Genomic DNA, 21,239 nt, shown 5'->3' with positions numbered 1-21,239 from the left:
CTCGCCCGGTGAACAGGCTCCAACATTGATGATGATACGATGACGAGAAAAATAACCTGGTTAACTGCTCTGGCCTTAGGCATCAGCACCCTGTCGCAGGCCGAAACCGCCACCGCGCCGACCGTGGCGGCCCAGCCGCCGATCGCCGCGGCGGCCGATACGGCGACCGCGCAGCAGGATCCGAATGCGCCGGTGCGCGACGTGTCGCTGCCGTTCGCGCAGATAGCGCCGCCGCCGGGCACCTTTGTTCTGCGCGGCACCCGGCCGGACGGGCAGATCGAGTTCGGCGTGCGCAGCGATGAGGTGGTCTCGCAGGCGATGCTCGACCTGGAATTTACGCCGTCGCCGGCGCTGATCCCGGTCGAGTCGCACGTCAAGGTCTATCTGAACGACGAACTGATGGGCGTGACCACGATCTCCAAAGAGCAGCTGGGCAAGCCCAATCGCATCCAGATGGCGATCGATCCGCGCTATATCACCGATTTTAACCGCGTCCGGCTGGTGTTCGTCGGCCATTATCAGAACATCTGCGAAAACCCGGCCAGCACTTCGTTGTGGCTCGACGTCAGCCAATCCAGCGCGCTGAAGCTGCGTTTCCAGACGCTGCCGGTGAAAAACGAGCTGTCGCACTTCCCTGAGCCGTTCTTCGACAGCCGCGACAATCGGCCGCTGACGCTGCCGATGGTATTCGCCGGCCAGCCTGATCTCGCCCAGCAGCGCGCGGCGGGCATTCTGGCCTCCTGGTTCGGCAGCAAGGCGCAGTGGCGCGGGCAATCCTTCCCGACGCTGTACAATGCGCTGCCGGCGCAGCACGCGGTGGTGTTCGCCACCAACTCACAGCGCCCGGATTTCCTGCGCGATTATCCGGCGGTCAACGGCCCGACGGTGGAGATGATCAGCCACCCCGACAATCCGTACGTCAAACTGCTGTTGATTCAGGGGCGTGACGACAACGATTTGATCACCGCGGTGAAGGGTATCGCGCAGGGTAACATCCTGTTCCGCGGCCAGAACGTGACGGTGGACAAGGTGGAACAGCTCGCGGCGCGCCAGCCTTACGACGCGCCGAACTGGGTGCGCACCGATCGGCCGATGACCTTCGCCGAGCTGCAGCAATATGCCGAACAGCTGCAAACCAGCGGCATCGAACCCGGCCCGATTTCGCTGACCATGAACCTGCCGCCGGATCTGTTCCTGATCCGCAGCACCGGCATCGACATGCACCTGAAATACCGTTATACCGCGCCGCGCATTCAGGACGGTTCGCGGCTGAGCGTCAGCCTGAACAACCAGTTCGTGCAGGCTTACTCGCTGGTGCCGGAACACGAGCAGGGCGCGCAGCTGCTGCGACTGCCGCTGACGCAGGGGCTGCTCGACTCTGACAGGAACGTCAGCATCCCGGCGTTGCGGCTGGGCGCCACCAACCAGCTGCGCTTTGACTTTGACTACACCACGCTGCTGGCCAGCGGCGCGGAAGGGCGCTGCGAAACCTACTCCTTCACGCAAAACCACGCGGTGATCGACGGCGCGTCCACCATCGATTTCTCCGGCTATCGCCACTTTATGGCGATGCCGGATTTGCGCGCCTTCGCCAACGCCGGCTTCCCGTTCAGCCGCCTGGCGGATCTGTCGCAAACGCTGGTGTTGGTGAACCAGAAACCGCAGCCGGCGCAGGTCAGCGCGCTGCTGAACGCGCTCGGCGTGATCGGCGCGCAAACCGGCTACCCGGCGCTGGCCTTTACGCTGAGCGACGACTGGTCGCAGGCCAAGGATCGTGACGACGATATCCTGATGATCGGCACCATTCCGCCGGCGCTGCGCGACGACAAGAAAATCAGCCTGCTGGTGGACGCCACTCAAAGCTGGGTGAAGCAGCCGACGCGCCAACCGCCGTTGCCGAGCGCGGAATTGCTGGCGGAGGACGCCAAGCCGGACAGCAAAACCACCGTCAGCTCCGAGGGCGCAATGTCGGCGATCATCGGTGTGCAATCGCCGTTCAACGATCAGCGCAGCATCGTGGCGCTGCTGGCGGACAGCCCGCGCGGCTATGAGTTGCTGAACAATGCCCTGCTGGACAGCGGCAAGCGCGCCGCGGTGTTCGGCTCGGTGGCGGTGATCCGCGAATCGGGGGTCAACAGCCTGCGCGTCGGCGATGTTTACTATGTCGGCCACCTGCCTTGGTGGGAGCGGCTGTGGTATGCCCTCTCCACCCATCCGGTCCTGCTGGCGGTGCTCGCGGTGGTGCTGGTGGTGATCCTGGGGCTGATGCTGTGGCGCGGCCTGAAGGCCTTCAGCCGGCGGCGTCTGGCGCCTGAAGATCGGGATTGACGGCGGTGAACGCGATGCTGCAACGCCTGTCGCTCGGCATGCTGCTGCTGTGCGCTTTCAGCGCGGCGGCGGCCTGCGAGTGGCCGGGCTGGCAACAGTACAAGCAGTTCTACATCAGCCCACAGGGACGGGTGATCGACCCGAGCAGCCCGAACAAAATCACCACCTCTGAGGGCCAGAGTTACGGCCTGTTCTTCGCCCTGGTGGCCAATGACCGGCCGACCTTCGACCAGCTGTTGACCTGGACGGAGAACAATCTGGCGGCGGGCGATCTCAGCGCCCGTTTGCCCGCCTGGCTGTGGGGCGAGAGCGACGATAAGCAGTGGAAGGTGCTGGACGCCAACTCGGCGTCGGACGCCGATCTGTGGATCGCCTACAACCTGCTCGAAGCCGGCCGCCTGTGGAAAAGCCGGCGTTATCAAACCCTGGGGACGCTGCTGCTGCAACGCATCGGCCGCGAGGAAGTGGCCGACATTCCCGGCCTGGGCCTGATGCTGCTACCGGGCAAAGTCGGGTTCGTGGCGGAAGATCGCTGGCGGCTGAATCCCAGCTACCTGCCGCCGCAGCTGTTGGCGCGTTTTGCGGCGCTGAACGGCCCATGGCGCGCGATGCGCGAGGTCAATCAACGGCTGTGGCTGGACACCGCGCCGCACGGTTTCTCACCGGATTGGGTGGTGTGGCGGGTCGGTGCCGGTTGGCAGCCGGACACCGTCAAGCCGAACGTCGGCAGCTACGACGCCATTCGGGTTTATCTGTGGGCCGGCATGCTGGCGGACGACGATGAACACAAGGCGGCACTGCTTGAACGCTTCCAGCCGATGGCGCAGTTCACTGCCAAACAGGGCGTTCCGCCGGAGAAAACCGATACCGCCAGCGGCAAAACCACCGGAGACGGCCCGGTCGGTTTCTCCGCTTCTGTGCTGCCGATGCTGGCGACGCAGGCTGAAGCGCTGGCGGTGCAGCGGCAGCGCATCAGCGAGCACCCGCCGGGTGACGACGCCTATTTCAGCGCTTCGCTGACGCTGTTCGGTCAGGGGTGGGATCAACAACGTTATCGCTTTAATCGTCAGGGTGAATTGCAACCCTCGTGGGACGGCCAATGCACAACTTCAAAATAAACTGGCTGAATTTGATTCCGCTGAGCCTGGCGATGCTGCCGCAGGCGCGCGCTGCGGAGGCCGTGGCCCCGGAACAGTGGCTGCTGGAACAGGTGCGCATTGGCGAGGCCGGCAACAAGGACGATCTGGTGCGCCAGTCGCTGTACCGGCTCGAGCTGATGGATCCGAACAACCCGGACGTGATCGCCGCGCGCATGCGTTTGGCGCTGCGGCAGGGCAACCTGGCGCTGGCGCAGCAGCAGCTGGACAAGCTGAAAACCCTCGCGCCACAGTCCAGCGCCTATCGCCAGGCGCAAATGAACATGCTGCTGACCCAGCCGGAAACCCGGCAAAAGCTGCAGCAGGCGCGTCTGATGGCGACCGCCGGCCGGTTGCCGGAAGCCAAGGCGCAGTACGATGCGCTGTTTCACGGCGAGCCGCCGACGCTCGATCTGGCGGTGGAATACTGGCGGCTGGTGGCGCGTTTGCCGGGGCAGGAGGCGAAGGCGTTAAAGCAGCTGCAGGCGCTGGATCAGCAATATTCAGGCAATGTGGCGCTGCGTATGTCGCTGGCGCGTATGCTGTTCAGTCAGAACCAGGACGCGCAGGCCTATGAACTGCTGCAGAAGATCGCCGCCGATCCGGCCGGGCGCGGCGATGCCGCCGATCTGTGGCTGGACAAGGTCAAAGCGATGCCGGTCAGCGCGCAGAGCGTGGCGGCGCTCAACCGCTTCCTCGGCGTGTTCGACACTGGCGATCAGGCGACCAGCGCCCGCGAAGAGCTGGCCAGACAGCAGAAATTGTTGGCCGATCCGGCCTATCAGGCGCGGGTGCGCGGCCTGGCGCAGGTGGATAAAGGCGGCAGCCGGGCAGCCATTCCTGAGTTGCAAAAGGCGCTGGCGGCGGCGCCGAACGACGCCGAGGTGCTGGGGGCGCTCGGCCAGGCCTACTCGCGCGCCGGCAACCGCCCGCAGGCGCTGAAGCTGTTTCGCCAGGCGCTGGCGGCCGACAAGAACGGCTACGACAGCGGCAAGTGGCAGAGCCTGATCAAAAGCACCAGCTACTGGCTGGCGATCGACGAGGGCGACAAGGCGCTGAAGGCCGGCAATCTCGCGCTGGCCCGGCAGAAATATCAGCAGGCGCGCCAGCTCGACGACAGCGACGGCGATGCGTTCATCGGCCTGGGCGATGTGGCGGTGGCGAGCAAGGATGACGCCGCGGCGGAAGGGTTTTATCAGCAGGCGTTGCGACGCGATCCCGGCAACGGCAGCGCGCTGCGCGGCCTGGTGAATATCTATCAGCGCCAGTCGCCGGAAAAAGCGCTGGCCTACCTCAACGGCCTGCCGCGCAGCCAACAGGCCAAGCTGCGCAGCACCCTCGACGGACTGCGGCTCGATATGTTGAAGCAGCAGGCGGAGACGCTGGCGGCACAGCAGCAGTGGCGGCAGGCGGCAGAAATCTATCGCCGCGCTCAGCCGATGGATCCCGACGACGTCTGGCTGACCTATCGCTATGCGCAGGCGCTGCGTCAGGCCGGGCAGCCGCAGCAGGCAGACGCTCTGTTCCGGCAGCTGGCGCAGCGCCAACATGCCAATCCGCAGCTGACCTACGCCTATGCGCTCTATCTTTCCGGCAGCGATCGCGACAGGCAGGCGCTGGCACAACTCAATACGCTGCCTGCGGCACAGTGGAACGACAACATGCGCGAGCTGGCGCAGCGGCTGAAAATGCAGGCGGTAATCGAGCATGCCGAACGGCTGCGGGCGGCCGGTGACGAACCGGCGGCGGAAGCCTATCTGCGCCGGCAGCCGGCGGACACGCGCATCGATTTGCTGCTGGCCGACTGGGCACTGGCGCGCGGGGAGTATGCGGCGGCGCTGGACGACTATCAGCGGGTGAAACGGCGTGAGCCGAACAACCCGGATGCGCAGCTGGGCGAGATCGAAGCCTATGTGGCGCAGGGGGATCTGGACGCGGCGCGTCAACGGCTTAAAACCGAACCGCAGCCACAAGACGCTTCGCTCAACAGCCAGCGGCGAGTCGCCAACGCCTGGGGGGCGGTCGGCGATCCGCAGCAGGCCGAAGCTATCTTCGGCCGACTGAAAACGGCGGCGGCTTCGGAGCCCGTCGGACAGACCAAGGCGCTGGTTTACCGTGACGCCGCCCGGCTGGAGCGGGCTCAGCAACAGCCTGAGCGGGCGCAGCAGGATTACCGCCAGGCGATGGTGGCCAGCGGCATTACGCCGACGCTGCCGCAGGATAATGACAGCTACACCTATTTGACGCGCAATAATCCGAGCGACGACTGGCTGAAACGCGGCATCAGCTCCGACGCCGCGGATCTGTATCGACAGCAAGACGTGAACGTCACGCTCGATCACGATTACTGGCGCTCGAGCGGCACCGGCGGCATCTCCGACTTCAACGCGCACGACACCATGCTGCAGGTGGACATGCCGCTGCATGACGGGCGTGCCTTCTTGCGCACCGACACCGTGCAGCTGGATGCCGGCCGCTTCTCGACCGACGGCAGCGGCAAATACTACGAAACCTTCGGCACCTGCCACACGCAAGGGTGCCGCGGCGATGAACATCAGAAAACCACCGGCACCAGCGTGGCGGCCGGCTGGAAAAACGATCGCTGGGCCGCCGACATCGGCACGACGCCGATGGGCTTTGAGGTGGTCGACTGGACCGGCGGCCTGGCCTACAGCGGCGACTGGAACCACATTGGTTGGACGCTGGCGGCCTCGCGACGGCCGATCTCCAGCTCGCTGCTGGCGTTCGGCGGCGCCAAAGACCCGAATACCGGCATCACCTGGGGCGGCGTGCGCGCTACCGGCGTCAGCCTGAGCGCCAGCTACGATCGCGGCGAGGCGAACGGCGTCTGGGCCGATCTCAGCGCGCACCAGATTACCGGCAAGAACGTGGCGGACAACCAGCGGCAGCGGTTGATGGCCGGTTACTACTACAAGCTGATCAACGAAGACAATCGCCGCCTGAGCGTCGGGCTCAATACCATGCTGTGGCACTACCAGAAGGATTTGAGCGGCTATTCGCTGGGGCAGGGCGGCTATTACAGCCCGCAGCAATATCTGTCGCTGTCGCTACCGGTCAACTACCGCCAGCGCACCGAGAACTGGTCGTGGGAGCTGGGCGGTTCGGTTTCGCTGTCCCATTCGAAGACCGACAGCCAGCGCCGCTATCCGCTGCAGGGGCTGATCCCGGATTCGTTGCCCGATAAGTTCGCCGTCGAGGACGGCAGCTCTTCGAGCGGCGTCGGTTATACCCTGCGGGCGATCGTCGAACGCCGTCTCAGTTCGCACTGGACGCTCGGCGCCGGCATCGATATCCAACAGGCGAAGGACTATACGCCGAGCCACGCGTTGATTTATCTGCGTTATTCCCTGGCCGGCTGGCAAGGGGATCTCGATTTGCCGCCGCAGCCGCTGACGCCATACGCCGACTTCAAGTAGCCGGGAGGGGAAGATTCGGAGTGTCGGACACCGGGGAGTTTTGTTACCCTGTGTCCGGGTCGCGTTTGTCCGCTTTAGGAAAAGACTGAAACCCGCGATTTTCTTGGTTTTGCCTGCGGCATAGCCAGATAAAAACAGCCGATGATCGAGTATACTCAGCCCGGTTCGAGGGGGCGGGTGAGAGTCAGCCCCCTTTTTGTTTCAGCCCGATTTCACGGAGAGCAGGTTTGCGGGTCAGGCGTTCGTTAACGATTAAGCAGATGGCGACAGTGTCCGGCGTGGCGCTGGTCACGATCTGCATTTTTATCGTGATCCAGTTATTCCACTTTGTGCAGCAGCGCAGGGATGACTACGCCCAGCAACTGGAGAATATCGCTCATTCCGTGCGCCAGCCGCTGGCGGAAGCGGTGCTGCGCATGGACGTGCCGGAAGCCAAAAAGGTGCTGAACACGCTGTTGCCGGTCGGCATTCTCAGCCGGGCGGATATCGTGTTGCCGAACGAGTTTCAGGCGCTGCACGCCAATTTCCCGCCGGAGCGGCCGGTGCCGACGCTGATCGCCCGGCTGTTTGAACTGCCTATCCAAATTTCCGTGCCGCTCTATTCGCTGGAGCGGGTGCCCGCCAACCAGCAGCCGCTGGCCTATCTGGTGCTGCAGGCCGATTCGTTCCGCATGTACCAGTTTATCCTCAGCATTTTGTCGACCATGCTGTCGACCTACCTGCTGCTGGCGCTGATCCTGTCGGTGGCCATCACCTGGTGCATGAACCGGCTGATGGTGCATCCGCTGCGCGCGATGGCCAAAGAGCTGGAGAACATCTCGCAGGACGAAGCGCCCTATCACCAGCTGATGCTGCCGGCGCTGCACCAGGACGACGAGCTCGGCCTGCTGGTGCGCAATTACAACCGCAATCAACAGACGCTGGCCAAGGCGCATGCCGATATGAGCCGCCTGAGCACCCGCCACCCGGTGACCGAACTGCCGAATCCTGCATTGCTGAACGCGTTGCTGGAACAGCATATCGCCTCCAGTCTGCGCCCTGAGCGTTTTAACCTGCTGGTGATCGGCATCGAGACGCTGCATGAAGCGTCTGGCGTGATGAGCCCGGCGATGCGTGAAGCGCTGCTGCTGGCGCTGGCGAAGAAGCTGCGCGGCTGCATCGACGAAAACGGCGTGCTGGCACAGCTGAGCAATACCGAATTCGCCATTCTGGCCAAGGGCATTGAGCGGCCGTTCCACGCCATGCAGCTGGCGCGGCGCATCATGGCGGAGATCAATGCGCCGTTGACGCTGGAAGGTCTGGCGCTGCGGCCCAACGCCAGCATCGGCATCGCGCACTACCTCAATCAGGGGGAGAGCGCGGAACAGCTGCTGCGCAGCGCCACCTCGGCAATGATGTCCGCGCACCGCGAAGGAAAAAATCAGATCCTGTTCTTCGAACCCAGCCTGACGGAACGCACGCAGAAGCGGCTGACGCAGGAGAGTGAGATCCTGCACGGCATCGAGCAGCGGCATTTCACGCTGTTCCTGCAGCCGCAGATCGACATGCAGTCCAACGAGGTGATCGGCGCCGAAGCGCTGCTGCGTTGGCAACAGTATGACGGCAGCTATACCCTGCCGGCCGACGTTATCCCGCTCGCGGAAGAGCTGGGCGTGATCGTGCCTCTCGGCAACTGGGTGCTGGAAGAGTCTTGCCGTATCCTGGCGGACTGGCAGCAACGCGGCATTGCGCTGCCGCTGGCGGTTAACGTTTCCGGTATTCAGATGCAGGATGAAGCGTTCGTCCCGCATCTGAAAAACCTGCTGGCGCAGTATCGGATCGATCCGCGCAAGCTGCTGCTGGAGATCACCGAGACGGTACGCATCGACGATCTCGATCGCGCCCTGGCGCTGCTGCGCGAGTTGCACGACCTGGGGCTGTCGATCGCGCTGGACGACTTCGGCATGGGCTACTCCAGCCTGGAGTACCTCAACCGCTTGAAATCCCTGCCGATCGATTTGATTAAGATCGACCGCAGTTTCATTCAGGGGCTGCCGGGCGACGATGCGATGGTGCGCATCGTCAGTTCGATCTCCGAAGTGCTGGCGTTGCCGGTGATGGCCGAAGGCGTGGAAAACGCCGAACAGCGTGACTGGCTGCTGCAGCACGGCATTCGCAGTGGGCAAGGATTCCTGTTCGCTCGGCCGCTGCCGCGCGAAGCGTTCGAAGCCGAGTTTTGCCGCGCGGCGCCGTGAGCGTCGCGATACCTTTCCGGTACTTTTCCTCGTCCGAAAATCGCCATTCTTTATCTACCTCTTTTGCGTTAGTGCAAACAAAGGCTTACGCAATTTTCAGCTTTGCACCCCGACTGACGCGTTTCAGCTCTTAAATTCACATCAACCCCACACGGTGGGTGCAACAAATTATTTCCATGTTGTTAAGTGGGTGTTATTTTCCGCGCAAGCGATGAACAGGCTGGATTTTTAGACTGCTGCCTGGTGCGTGTCTTCCCCCCATAGGATGTTCATATGAAAACAACGATCTTTAAGAGCCTCTATTTTCAGGTGCTGACGGCGATCACGCTGGGTATCCTGCTTGGCCATTTCTACCCTGACCTTGGCGCCGAGATGAAACCTCTGGGCGATGGCTTCGTCAAACTGATCAAGATGATCATCGCGCCGGTGATCTTCTGCACCGTGGTGACCGGCATCGCCGGCATGGAAAGCATGAAGGCGGTGGGGCGCACCGGCGCCATCGCGCTGCTGTATTTTGAAATCGTCAGCACCATTGCGCTGATTATCGGCCTGGTGATCGTCAACCTGGTGCAACCGGGCGCCGGCATGAACGTCGATCCCGGCACGCTGGACGCCAAAGCGGTGGCGATCTACGCCGAGCAGGCGCAGCAGCAGGGCATCATTCCGTTCCTGCTGGATATCATCCCCGGCAGCGTGATCGGCGCGTTCGCCAGCGGCAACATTCTTCAGGTGCTGCTGTTCGCGGTACTGTTCGGCTTCGCCCTGCATCGTCTGGGCGACAAAGGGCAGCTGATCTACAACGTGATCGACAGCTTCTCGCGGGTGATTTTCGGCATCATCAACATGATCATGCGCCTGGCGCCGCTGGGGGCCTTCGGCGCCATGGCGTTTACCATCGGTAAATACGGCGTCGGCACGCTGGTGCAACTCGGCCAGCTGATCGTGTGCTTCTATATCACCTGCATCCTGTTCGTGGTGGTGGTGTTGGGCAGCATCGCCCGCGCCAACGGCTTCAGCATCTTCAAATTCGTCAACTACATCAAAGAAGAGCTGCTGATCGTGCTGGGAACCTCGTCGTCCGAATCCGCGCTGCCGCGCATGCTGGATAAAATGGAGAAGTTGGGCTGCAAGAAATCGGTGGTGGGTCTGGTGATCCCGACCGGATACTCCTTCAACCTGGATGGCACCTCTATCTACCTGACCATGGCTGCGGTGTTTATCGCTCAGGCGACCAACACCCACATGGATATCATGCATCAGATTACCCTGCTGGTGGTGTTGCTGCTCTCCTCCAAAGGGGCGGCGGGCGTGACCGGCAGCGGCTTTATCGTTTTGGCCGCCACCATCTCCGCCGTAGGCCACCTGCCGCTGGCCGGCCTGGCGCTGATCCTCGGCATCGACCGCTTTATGTCGGAAGCCCGCGCGCTGACCAACCTGGTGGGCAATGGCGTGGCGACCGTGGTCGTGGCCAAATGGTGTAATCAGCTGGATGAGAAACAGCTGAAAGACACCCTGAACAACAAAAATACCGGCGCGGACAAAACGCTGCCTTCCGCCTGATTTCGGCGGTAAATCACCGGCCGCAGCCGCGGCCGGTGAGCTTCTTCCCCTGCCTCGTAACGATTTTTTGCATTAAAAACCCCGCAATCTATTATTTTTCACTCTAATGAGTGACATCCGCAAAGGCGCGCGGTCTAACACGATGGTACACTTTCTGCTTTCCGCCCCACTGTGAAACTCAGGGCGTATTTTTATGATTCCATTGAATGGAATACACGCATTTGCATAAGAAATTGGATAGTCATTAAGTAGGGGTTCACATGCAGGGCACCAGAATTCATCTTATAGTTGGTGGGCTGCTACTGGCGGCAGCCAGTAGCAGCGTGCAGGCTGAAGCACTACAACCCGATCCTGCCTGGCAGCAGGGGGCGCTGGCCAACGGGTTTTCATGGCAGATTCTCGATACGCCGCAGCGGCCAAGCGACCGCGTGGAACTGCGGCTGATCGTCAATACCGGCTCTCTGGTGGAGTCTTCGCAGCAGACCGGTTTCGCCCATCTGCTGCCGCGGCTGGCGTTGGCGCGCAGCGAAAGCTTTACCGCGCCGCAGCTGCGAGCCCTGTGGCAACAGAGCGTGGATAACGAGCGGCCGCTGCCGCCGGCGATCATCTCGTATGATTTCACCATGTATAACCTCAGCCTGCCGAACAACCGGCCCGACCTGCTGAAAGAAGCGCTGGCCTGGCTGGCGGACACCACCGGCAAACTGGCGATCGACGAGCATACGGTGCACGCGGTGATGAATTCCAGCATCAATCCGGTCGGCACTTTCCCGCCCAATACCCAAGATGCCTGGTGGCGTTACCGCCTGAAAGGCTCGACGCTGCTGGCGCACGATCCGGCGCAGCCGGCGAAACGGCCGGTCAACCTCGAGCAGCTGAAGAAATTCTATCAGCAGTGGTATACCCCGGACGCCATGACGCTGTTCGTGGTCGGCAAGGTCGACAGCCGCAGCCTGGGCGAGCAGATCAACAAGGCGTTCTCGCCGCTGCAGGGCAAACGTGAAACCCCGGCCCCGATGCCGACCCTGACGCCGCTGCCGCAGCAGCCGGTGAGCCTGATCAGCGAGCAGGTGAAACAGGATACGCTGTCGATCATGTGGGATTCGCCGTGGCACCCGATTCGCGATTCGCAGAGCCTGCTCCGTTACTGGCGTGGCGATCTCGCCCGCGAGGCGCTGTTCTGGCATCTTCAGCAGACGCTGGAAAAAAGCGACCAGAAGAGCCTGCATCTGGGCTTTGACTGCCGCGTGCAGTACCAGCGTGGGCAGTGCGCCATCCATCTGGATACGCCGAACAACAATCTGAACGGCAGCCTGGGCTTTATCGCCCGCGAGCTGGCCAACGTGCGTGATAACGGTCTGTCGAAAGAGGAATTCGATGCGCTGCTGGCGCAGAAAAACGATCAGCTGAGCAAGCTGTTCGCCACCTACGCCCGCACCGACACCGATGTGCTGATGAGCCAGCGCCTGCGTTCGCAGCAGAGCGGGGTGGTGGATATCGCGCCGGAGCTGTATCAGAAACTGCGCCAGGAATTCCTGTCCAGCCTGACGCTGGAGACGCTGAATCAGGCGCTGAAGCTGCAGCTGTCTCAGGAGGCGACCCTGGTGCTGATGCAGCCGAAAGGTGAGCCGGAAATGAGCATGAAGCAGCTGCAGGAAACCTATGACGGCATCATGATGCCGGCGCCGGCGGTGGTGACGGAAGAAGCCAAACCGGCCGACACCGCGGTGGCTGCGCCGGTGACGGACGCCGGCGCGCAGTAATTCGCAGCAGGGGGCGCAGGCCCCCTAGTTACGGTACAGCACCTTGATGATGTGGTAACCGAACTGGGTTTTGACCGGGCCGTAAGGTTTGAGCAGCGGGATGCTGAACACCGCTTTATCGAACGCCGGCACCATCGCGCCCTTGTTGAATTCGCCCAGCGAGCCGCCGTTGCGTTTTGACGGGCAGCTCGAATATTTGCGTGCCAGCGTGTCGAAGCTGACACCGCGCTTCAGCTTGGCCAGCAGCTCGTTGGCCAGCTTTTCATTGTCTACCAGAATGTGCAGGGCGCACGCCGTTTTTGCCATGGTATTGCCTTTGTCGATGCGAAAATTGCGCTGATTATACCCGCTAAATCTCATCGGCGCTTTCTGCTACAATTCCCTTCCACGTTTTACAGTTGAGCAAGCCAGCACCATGCGATTAAACCCCAGCCAACAACAAGCCGTCGAATTCGTTACCGGGCCCTGCCTGGTGTTGGCCGGCGCCGGTTCCGGCAAGACGCGCGTTATCACCAACAAGATAGCCCACCTGATCCACCACTGCGGCTATCAGGCGCGGCACATCGCCGCCGTGACCTTTACCAACAAGGCCGCACGCGAGATGAAAGAGCGCGTGTCGCAAACCCTGGGGCGCAAAGAGGCGCGCGGACTGATGATTTCCACCTTCCATACCCTGGGGCTGGAGATCATCAAGCGGGAATACGTGGCGTTGGGGATGAAGTCCAACTTCTCGCTGTTCGACGATCAGGATCAGCTGGCGCTATTGAAAGAGCTGACCGAAAAGTGGCTGGAAAGCGACAAAACGCTGGTGGCGCAGCTGATTTCGACCATCTCCAACTGGAAAAACGACCTGATCGATCCCCAGCGGGCGGCAGAGTTGGCGCGCTCGGAACGCGACAAGCTGTTCGCCCACTGCTACGGTCTTTACCACGCCCATATGCGGGCGTGCAATGTGCTGGACTTCGATGACCTGATCCTGCTGCCGACGCTGCTGTTGCAACGCAACGAAGAGGTGCGCGAACGCTGGCAGCAGCGCATCCGCTATCTGCTGGTGGATGAGTATCAGGATACCAACACCAGCCAATACGAGCTGGTGAAGCTGCTGGTGGGCAACCGCGCGCGCTTTACCGTGGTGGGCGACGACGACCAGTCGATCTACTCCTGGCGCGGCGCGCGGCCGCAGAACCTGGTGTTGCTGAAGGAAGATTTCCCGGCGCTGCAGGTGATCAAGCTGGAGCAAAACTACCGTTCCAGCGAGCGCATTTTGAAGGCGGCCAACATTCTGATCGCCAATAACCCACACGTGTTTGAAAAGCGGCTGTTTTCTGAGCTGGGGTATGGCGAAGAGCTGAAGGTAGTGACCGCCAACAATGAGGATCACGAAGCCGAGCGGGTGGTAGGGGAGCTTATCGCCCACCACTTCGTGAAAAAGACCAATTACGGCGACTATGCGATCCTGTACCGCGGCAATCACCAGTCGCGGGTGTTTGAAAAGATGCTGATGCAGAACCGTATCCCGTACAAGATTTCCGGCGGCACCTCGTTCTTCTCGCGCCCCGAGATCAAGGATCTGCTGGCTTACCTGCGCGTGCTGACCAACCCGGAAGACGACAGCGCCTTTCTGCGCATCGTCAATACCCCCAAGCGTGAGATCGGCCCGGCAACGCTGCAGAAGCTTGGCGAGTGGGCCAACCAGCGCAACAAAAGTTTGTTCCATGCCAGCTTCGATCTGGGGCTGAGCCAGCACTTGACCGGACGCGGGCTGGAATCGCTGCAGCGCTTCACCCATTGGCTGGGCGGCATCGCCCAGCAGGCGGAACGTGAGCCAGTGGCGGCGGTGCGCGATCTGATCCGCGGCGTGGATTATGAGAGCTGGCTGTTTGAAACCTCGACCAGCCCGAAGGCCGCCGAAATGCGGATGAAAAACGTCAACACGCTGTTCGGTTGGATGACGGAAATGCTGGAAGGCAACGATCTGGACGAGCCGATGACGCTGACCCAGGTCGTGACGCGCTTCACCCTGCGTGACATGATGGAACGCGGCGAAAGTGAAGAGGAGCTGGATCAGGTGCAGCTAATGACGCTGCACGCCTCAAAGGGGCTGGAGTTCCCTTACGTGTTCCTGGTGGGCATGGAAGAGGGGCTGCTGCCGCACCAGAGCAGCATCGACGAAGACAATGTCGATGAAGAGCGGCGTCTGGCCTATGTAGGGATCACCCGCGCGCAAAAAGAGCTGATTTTCACCCTGTGCCGCGAGCGCCGTCAGTACGGCGAGCTGGTGCGGCCGGAGCCGAGCCGGTTCCTGCTGGAGCTGCCGCAGGACGATTTGGCGTGGGAAACCGAACGCAAAGTGGTGAGCCCGCAGGAGCGGATGCAGAAGGGGCAGAGCCATCTGGCCAATATCCGCGCCCAGCTGGCCAAGGCCAAAGGCGGGAATTAAAAAGAAAGGGCGCGATTCGCGCCCTGGTCATGTCAACGTTGTTCTTCCAACCGCAGCGTCCAGTGGACGTAGCTCTGCCAGTGGCTTTCCTGCTCCAGCGCCTCGGCGCGCAGCGGATGCTGTTCCAGCCAGCCCGGCGGCAAGATCACCGTCAGTTCATCGTCCTGATTGGCGCGTAACCGCACCGCCGGCAGCGTGTCGTCGCGGCGGCGGCTGGCGAAGATGATCGCCAGGCGCAAAATGCGGCACAGGCGCTGCGCAGTGCGCGGCGGCAGGGCGTTTTGCTGGTTCAACAGCGACAGGTCGAGGGTGTTGCTCTGATTTTGCAGCAGGGTGGCCAGCAGTTTTTTCTGCGCCGGGGTAAAGCCGGGTAAGTCCAGGTGGCGGATCAGGTAGGCGGCGTGTTGCGGCGCCTGCTTGAAATCGACGCTGAGGCCGAGTTCGTGGATCAGGCTGGCGCTGTGCAACAGCTCGCGACATCGCGCATCCAGCTGCCACTCGTTGGCGACCTGCTGGGAGAAGTTGGCGGCGAGCTGGCTGACGCGTTCGGCCTGCTCGGTGTCGATCAGGTAGCGGCGCTGCAGGTTGCGGATGGTGCGGATGCGAATATCCTGCTCCACCGGCAGATGCAGCATGCCGTAAACCAGACCTTCACGCAGCGCCCCGCCGGCCAGCATCATGCTCTCGATGCCCAGCTCCTGGAAGATGGCCAACAGGATGGACAGGCCGCTCGGGAACACCAGCGCGCGCTCCAGCGTCAACCCTTCGATCTCCAGCTCTTCCAGCTTGCCGCACTGAATGGCGCGCTGTTTCAGCTGGCGCAGTTTGGGCAGGGTGATGCGCTCATCCATGCCCTGCGCCACCATGATCTCCTGCAGCGCTTGCACGGTGCCGGAAGCGCCGACGCAGATCTGCCAACCTTGTTGGCGCAATTGCGGTGCGATCGGCCGCACCATTTCGCGCGCGGCCTGTTCGGCGCGCTCGAAGTTTTCTTGCCCAAGGTTGCGATCGCTGAAGTAGCGCTCCAGCCAGGTGACGCAGCCCATCGACAGGCTATACAGCTGCGTTGCCTGTGCGCCGGTGCCGGTGACCAGTTCGGTGCTGCCGCCGCCGATGTCGACGACCAGCCGACGATCCGGCCCGCCGGTGGTGTGCGCGACGCCGTGATAGATCAGCCGTGCCTCTTCTTCGCCGCTGATCACCTGTACCGGGCAGCCGAGGATTTGCTCGGCGGCCTGCAGGAACTCATCGGCGTTGGACGCCAGACGCAGCGTGGCGGTGGCGACGACGCGGATCTGCTCGCGTGGTATGTCCTGCAGGCGTTCGGAGAACAGCCGCAGGCACTGCCAGCCGCGTTGCATGGCCTCATGCGACAGGTGATTGTTCTGATCCAGCCCGGCCGCCAGGCGCACTTTGCGCTTGATCCGCGCCAGAGTCTGAATGCTGCCGGCCACCTCGCGCACTACCAACATGTGGAAGCTGTTGGAGCCGAGATCGATGGCAGCATAAAGCGTGCTGGAGCTGAGCATGGCGATCAGCTCGAACGTTTACGGTTGTTGCGCGGCGCGCCGCCGCGACGTGGCGCGGAGTTGCGACGTGGGCCGTTGCCGCCGCGCGGACGCGACAGGCGCTTCGGCGCCGGCAAATCGGTCAGCAGCGCATCGCTGTTGTACTTGCTCACCGGAATGCTGTGGTCGATATAGGTCTCGATCGCCGGCAGGTTGAGCGCGTACTCTTCACACGCCAGGCTGATGGAGTGGCCGCTGGCGCCTGCTCGGCCGGTACGGCCGATGCGGTGCACGTAGTCTTCGCAGTCGTCAGGCAGATCGTAGTTGAAGACGTGCGTGACGGAAGGGATGTGCAGACCGCGCGCGGCGACGTCGGTGGCGACCAGAATATCGAGATTGCCTTTGGTGAAGTCGTCGAGGATGCGCAGGCGTTTTTTCTGCGCCACGTCACCGGTCAGCAGGCCGACGCGGTGACCGTCGGCGGCCAGGTGGCCCCAGATGTCTTCGCAGCGGTGCTTGGTGTTGGCGAAGATGATGGCGCGATCCGGCCACTCTTCTTCGATCAGTGTCTGCAGCAGACGCATTTTTTCTTCGTTGGACGGGTAGAACAGCTCTTCTTTAATGCGGTGGCCGGTTTTCTGTTCCGGTTCCACTTCAACATATTCGGCGTTGTTCATCTGCTCGAAGGCCAGTTCGCGTACGCGATAGGACAGGGTAGCGGAGAACAGCATGTTCAGGCGTTGATCGGCCGCAGGCATGCGGCGGAACAGCCAACGGATGTCTTTGATAAAGCCAAGATCGTACATGCGATCGGCTTCATCCAGCACGACGACCTGCATCGCGCCGAGATCGACATAGTTCTGTTTGGTGTAATCGATTAAACGGCCGGTGGTGCCAATCAGAATGTCCACGCCGCTTTCCAGCACTTTCAGCTGTTTGTCGTAGCCGTCGCCGCCGTAGGCCAGGCCCAGTTTCAGGCCGGTGCTCTGGGAGAGCGCTTCCGCATCGGAGTGGATTTGCACCGCCAGTTCACGCGTAGGCGCCATGATCAAGGCGCGCGGCTGATTGGTCTGGCGATCCTGTTTCGCCGGGTGAGTCAGCAAATAGTGAAAAGTAGACGCCAAAAACGCCAGCGTCTTTCCGGTACCGGTTTGCGCCTGACCTGCAACGTCACGCCCGGAGAGCGTGAGCGGCAATGCTAACGCCTGGATGGGCGTGCAATTGTGAAACCCTTTTTTCTCAAGGGCTTCAAGGACTAACGGGTGCAGGGCGAAGTCGGAAAACTTCTGTTCGGTCAAGTGTGTTTTGCTCATAGTGTGGTAGAATATCAGCTAACTATTGCTTTACGAAAGCACATCCGTTGAAATAAACGCGGTGCAATAAAATCACCTTGAGTTGGTTAATGCTACACCAACAAGGTAGACATAATCCTGTGGAGTAGAACATGAGCGATAAAATTATTCACCTGACTGACAGCAGCTTCGAAGCTGACGTGCTGAAAGCGGAAGGGCCGATCCTGGTCGATTTCTGGGCTGAATGGTGTGGGCCGTGCAAGATGATTGCTCCGATTCTGGATGAGATTGCCGAAGAGTTCGAAGGCAAACTGACCATCACCAAGCTGAATATCGATCAGAACCCGGCTACCGCGCCTAAGTACGGTATCCGTGGCATCCCTACGCTGTTGCTGTTCAAGAACGGTGAAGTGGCCGCGACCAAGGTTGGCGCGTTGTCCAAAGGTCAGCTCAAAGATTTCCTGAACGCGAATCTGTAATCGGGCGGGAAGCCCAGTATCAGGCGCCTGGCGGTGATGTTCAATTCACCGCTAGACGCCTGCCAAGAAGCGTGTTAAGTTTAACCACACTGCATATAGAACTTGCCCGAAGTTTTAAATCTAAAGAGTTTGAATCTAAAGCTATACTCTGTGTCGAATCACTGGCGTTGAAAGTAAACTGAACTCAGCCCGTGTTTTGGCAATCAAACGGTTTTGCAAAAATCATTTTTAAGGTACCTTCGATCTTCAACCGTCAATGCGTGCGCCCGATGTAAGCCATTTCTTACCGCGACGGCTCTGCGCCCGGTGATCGAACGTCCAGTAAACAGGCACGCATTTCGCTGCCATACCATTCACGATACAAGTTCGAGACATACCCCGAGTTTAAGAACCCACCACTATGAATCTTACCGAATTAAAGAATACGCCGGTTTCTGAGCTGATTACTCTCGGCGAAAATATGGGGCTGGAAAACCTTGCCCGTATGCGCAAGCAGGACATTATCTTCTCCATTCTGAAGCAACATGCGAAAAGCGGAGAAGATATCTTCGGCGACGGCGTGCTCGAGATATTGCAGGATGGATTCGGTTTCCTCCGCTCTGGAGACAGTTCCTACCTCGCCGGTCCCGACGACATCTACGTATCCCCTAGCCAAATCCGCCGCTTCAACCTCCGCACTGGTGACACCATTTCCGGTAAGATTCGTCCGCCAAAAGAAGGCGAGCGCTATTTTGCCCTGTTGAAAGTCAACGAAGTCAACTACGACAAGCCGGAAAACGCCCGCAGCAAGATCCTGTTCGAGAACTTGACGCCGCTGCACGCCAATTCTCGTCTGCGGATGGAGCGCGGCAACGGCTCGACCGAAGACCTGACGGCGCGCGTACTGGATCTGGCGGCGCCTATTGGCCGCGGCCAGCGTGGCCTGATCGTGGCACCGCCGAAAGCCGGTAAAACCATGCTGCTGCAGAATATTGCGCAGAGCATCGCCTACAACCACCCAGACTGCGTGCTGATGGTGCTGCTGATCGATGAACGTCCGGAAGAAGTGACCGAGATGCAGCGCCTGGTGAAAGGCGAAGTGATCGCCTCGACCTTCGACGAGCCGGCTTCGCGTCACGTGCAAGTGGCCGAAATGGTGATCGAGAAGGCCAAGCGCCTGGTTGAGCACAAGAAAGACGTGATCATTCTGCTCGACTCCATCACCCGTCTGGCGCGTGCCTACAACACCGTGGTACCGGCCTCTGGTAAGGTGCTGACCGGTGGTGTGGACGCCAACGCCCTGCATCGTCCGAAGCGTTTCTTCGGTGCGGCGCGTAACGTGGAAGAGGGCGGCAGCCTGACCATCATCGCGACCGCGCTGGTTGATACCGGTTCGAAGATGGACGAAGTGATCTACGAAGAATTTAAAGGTACCGGCAACATGGAATTGCATCTGGCGCGTAAAATCGCCGAGAAACGCGTATTCCCTGCGATCGATTACAACCGCTCCGGTACCCGTAAAGAAGAGCTGCTCACCACTTCCGAAGAGCTGCAGAAAATGTGGATCCTGCGCAAAATCATTCACCCGATGGGTGAGATTGACGCGATGGAGTTCCTCATTAATAAGTTGGCGATGACCAAAACCAACGATGAATTCTTCGATATGATGAAACGCTCATAATTCGTTAAAAAATTCGCTGAACGCCACGCCTAGTCGTGGCGTTTTTCGCTTTTGGCGGATACGATAAGTAGCAGTAATGGAAAAGTAAGTTGTTTCCTCGACTTATTGAGAATTCATCTTGTTTGTCGGTCGGCCCGGTGCCGGTCGGCTTTGCTGCTGTCGTTTTGTCAGCCGATGCGAAGAAAATAGGCATGAATCACCGTTGTCATAGGAAATGACCGAAAGGTGGCGGGGGTCGATGGCACAAGCTATTGCCCGTGGTAAGCTGCCTTATCTTCTACAGAGATCTGTTAACTGTGAACTTACTCACTATGAGTACTGAAATTCTATTTGTTTTCCTGTTTTCTTTGGCTTTTCTCTTTGTTGCCCGCAAGGCGGCAAAACGTATTGGTCTGGTAGATAAACCCAATTATCGCAAACGCCATCAGGGGTTGATTCCGCTGGTCGGCGGTATTTCCGTTTATGCCGGGTTGTGCTTCGCGTTTTGGATTTCCGAACAACCTATCGCGCACGCCAAGCTTTATCTCACCTGCGCCGGCATTCTGGTGTTTGTGGGCGCGCTCGACGATCGTTTCGATATCAGCGTTAAAATCCGCGCCCTGGTGCAGGCGCTGGTCGGCATCGCCATGATGGTGTTCGCCGGTCTGTATCTGCGCAGCTTCGGCCATGTGCTGGGTGACTGGGAGATGCTGCTGGGGCCGTTCGGCTATCTGGTGACGCTGTTCGCGGTATGGGCGGCGATCAACGCCTTCAACATGGTCGACGGCATTGATGGCCTGCTGGGTGGGCTGTCGTGCGTTTCCTTCGGGGCGCTGGGCCTGCTGCTGTACCTGAGCGGCCATCATGAGCTGGCGTTCTGGTGCTTTGCGATGATCGCCACCATCGTTCCCTATATTTTGCTCAACCTCGGCATCCTCGGCCGCCGTTATAAGGTGTTTATGGGGGACGCCGGCAGCACCCTGATCGGCTTTACCGCCATTTGGCTGCTGCTGCAAAGCTCGCAGGGTAAGGCACACTCGATCAACCCGGTGACCGCGCTGTGGATCATCGCTATTCCGCTGATGGACATGATAGCAATCATGTACCGTCGTTTACGCAAGGGGATGAGCCCCTTCTCTCCCGATCGTCAACATATTCACCACCTGATCATGCGCGCCGGCTTTACGCCGCGGCAGGCTTTCGTGTTGATCACCCTGGCGGCCGCATTGCTGGCGGCGGTGGGCGTGATCGGCGAACGCCTGACTTTTATCCCTGAGTGGGTTATGTTGGCATTATTTTTGCTTGCTTTCTTCCTGTACGGTTACTGCATCAAGCGCGCCTGGCGGGTTGCGCGGTACATTAAGCGTATCAAGCGCCGGCTGCGGCGTTCGAGCGATAACAAGCAAGTATCTTAACCAGAGGC

At 60.6% G+C, this 21,239-nt stretch carries 13 protein-coding genes; 10 read left to right on the top strand and 3 right to left on the bottom strand.

Annotated features, from left to right (window positions below):
- Positions 1 to 39 precede the first annotated feature (39 nt).
- The 6 genes from bcsB to GT753_RS18285 all read left to right on the top strand — a co-directional run bounded on the left by bcsB (position 40) and on the right by GT753_RS18285 (position 12,458).
- The gene (gene bcsB / locus GT753_RS18310) at positions 40 to 2,328 is read left to right on the top strand and encodes a cellulose biosynthesis cyclic di-GMP-binding regulatory protein BcsB (RefSeq protein WP_160125825.1); all 2,289 of its coding nucleotides are present in this window, start codon (positions 40 to 42) and stop codon (positions 2,326 to 2,328) included.
- Positions 2,329 to 2,333: 5 nt separating this feature from the next.
- Entirely contained in the window at positions 2,334 to 3,446 is a 1,113-nt protein-coding gene (gene bcsZ / locus GT753_RS18305; RefSeq protein WP_080062489.1) for a cellulose synthase complex periplasmic endoglucanase BcsZ, read from the top strand.
- Positions 3,428 to 6,901: a cellulose synthase complex outer membrane protein BcsC gene (gene bcsC, locus GT753_RS18300; RefSeq protein ID WP_160125824.1), complete on the top strand. Its 3,474-nt coding sequence runs from the start codon at positions 3,428 to 3,430 to the stop codon at positions 6,899 to 6,901. The genes bcsZ and bcsC overlap by 19 nt, the downstream gene beginning before the upstream one ends.
- A gap of 227 nt (positions 6,902 to 7,128) precedes the next feature.
- Entirely contained in the window at positions 7,129 to 9,135 is a 2,007-nt protein-coding gene (hmsP, locus tag GT753_RS18295) for a biofilm formation regulator HmsP (RefSeq protein WP_015376245.1), read from the top strand.
- Between the two features lie 273 nt (positions 9,136 to 9,408).
- The gene (locus GT753_RS18290; protein ID WP_015376246.1) at positions 9,409 to 10,695 is read left to right on the top strand and encodes a dicarboxylate/amino acid:cation symporter; all 1,287 of its coding nucleotides are present in this window, start codon (positions 9,409 to 9,411) and stop codon (positions 10,693 to 10,695) included.
- A gap of 260 nt (positions 10,696 to 10,955) precedes the next feature.
- The gene (locus GT753_RS18285; protein WP_015376247.1) at positions 10,956 to 12,458 is read left to right on the top strand and encodes a pitrilysin family protein; all 1,503 of its coding nucleotides are present in this window, start codon (positions 10,956 to 10,958) and stop codon (positions 12,456 to 12,458) included.
- 24 nt (positions 12,459 to 12,482) lie between these two features.
- Here the strand turns inward: GT753_RS18285 and ppiC are convergent, their stop codons facing one another.
- The gene (gene ppiC, locus GT753_RS18280; RefSeq protein WP_004934175.1) at positions 12,483 to 12,764 is read right to left on the bottom strand and encodes a peptidylprolyl isomerase PpiC; all 282 of its coding nucleotides are present in this window, start codon (positions 12,762 to 12,764) and stop codon (positions 12,483 to 12,485) included.
- Positions 12,765 to 12,873: 109 nt separating this feature from the next.
- On the opposite strand from ppiC, the gene rep reads away from it, so the two are divergent.
- On the top strand, positions 12,874 to 14,898 hold the full coding sequence (gene rep / locus GT753_RS18275; RefSeq protein ID WP_004934177.1) for a DNA helicase Rep: 2,025 nt from the start codon (positions 12,874 to 12,876) through the stop codon (positions 14,896 to 14,898).
- A 32-nt stretch (positions 14,899 to 14,930) separates the two neighbouring features.
- Here the strand turns inward: rep and ppx are convergent, their stop codons facing one another.
- Entirely contained in the window at positions 14,931 to 16,427 is a 1,497-nt protein-coding gene (ppx, locus tag GT753_RS18270; protein ID WP_004934179.1) for an exopolyphosphatase, read from the bottom strand.
- Between the two features lie 5 nt (positions 16,428 to 16,432).
- The gene (rhlB, locus tag GT753_RS18265; protein ID WP_015376249.1) at positions 16,433 to 17,719 is read right to left on the bottom strand and encodes an ATP-dependent RNA helicase RhlB; all 1,287 of its coding nucleotides are present in this window, start codon (positions 17,717 to 17,719) and stop codon (positions 16,433 to 16,435) included.
- Between the two features lie 131 nt (positions 17,720 to 17,850).
- Here rhlB and trxA point away from each other — a divergent pair, with 131 nt between their 5' ends.
- The 3 genes from trxA to wecA all read left to right on the top strand — a co-directional run bounded on the left by trxA (position 17,851) and on the right by wecA (position 21,231).
- Positions 17,851 to 18,177: a thioredoxin TrxA gene (gene trxA, locus GT753_RS18260; RefSeq protein ID WP_004934187.1), complete on the top strand. Its 327-nt coding sequence runs from the start codon at positions 17,851 to 17,853 to the stop codon at positions 18,175 to 18,177.
- Between the two features lie 400 nt (positions 18,178 to 18,577).
- Complete coding sequence (gene rho / locus GT753_RS18255) at positions 18,578 to 19,837, top strand: transcription termination factor Rho (RefSeq protein WP_004934188.1); 1,260 nt, start codon at positions 18,578 to 18,580, stop codon at positions 19,835 to 19,837.
- A 296-nt stretch (positions 19,838 to 20,133) separates the two neighbouring features.
- Positions 20,134 to 21,231, top strand: a complete 1,098-nt coding sequence (wecA, locus tag GT753_RS18250) for a UDP-N-acetylglucosamine--undecaprenyl-phosphate N-acetylglucosaminephosphotransferase (RefSeq protein WP_004934192.1) — start codon at positions 20,134 to 20,136, stop codon at positions 21,229 to 21,231.
- Positions 21,232 to 21,239 lie beyond the last annotated feature (8 nt).

The organism is Serratia sp. Z4 (assembly GCF_009900725.1).
Taxonomy (GTDB): domain Bacteria; phylum Pseudomonadota; class Gammaproteobacteria; order Enterobacterales; family Enterobacteriaceae; genus Serratia; species Serratia nematodiphila.
This window is presented reverse-complemented; position numbering and strand designations above follow the sequence as displayed.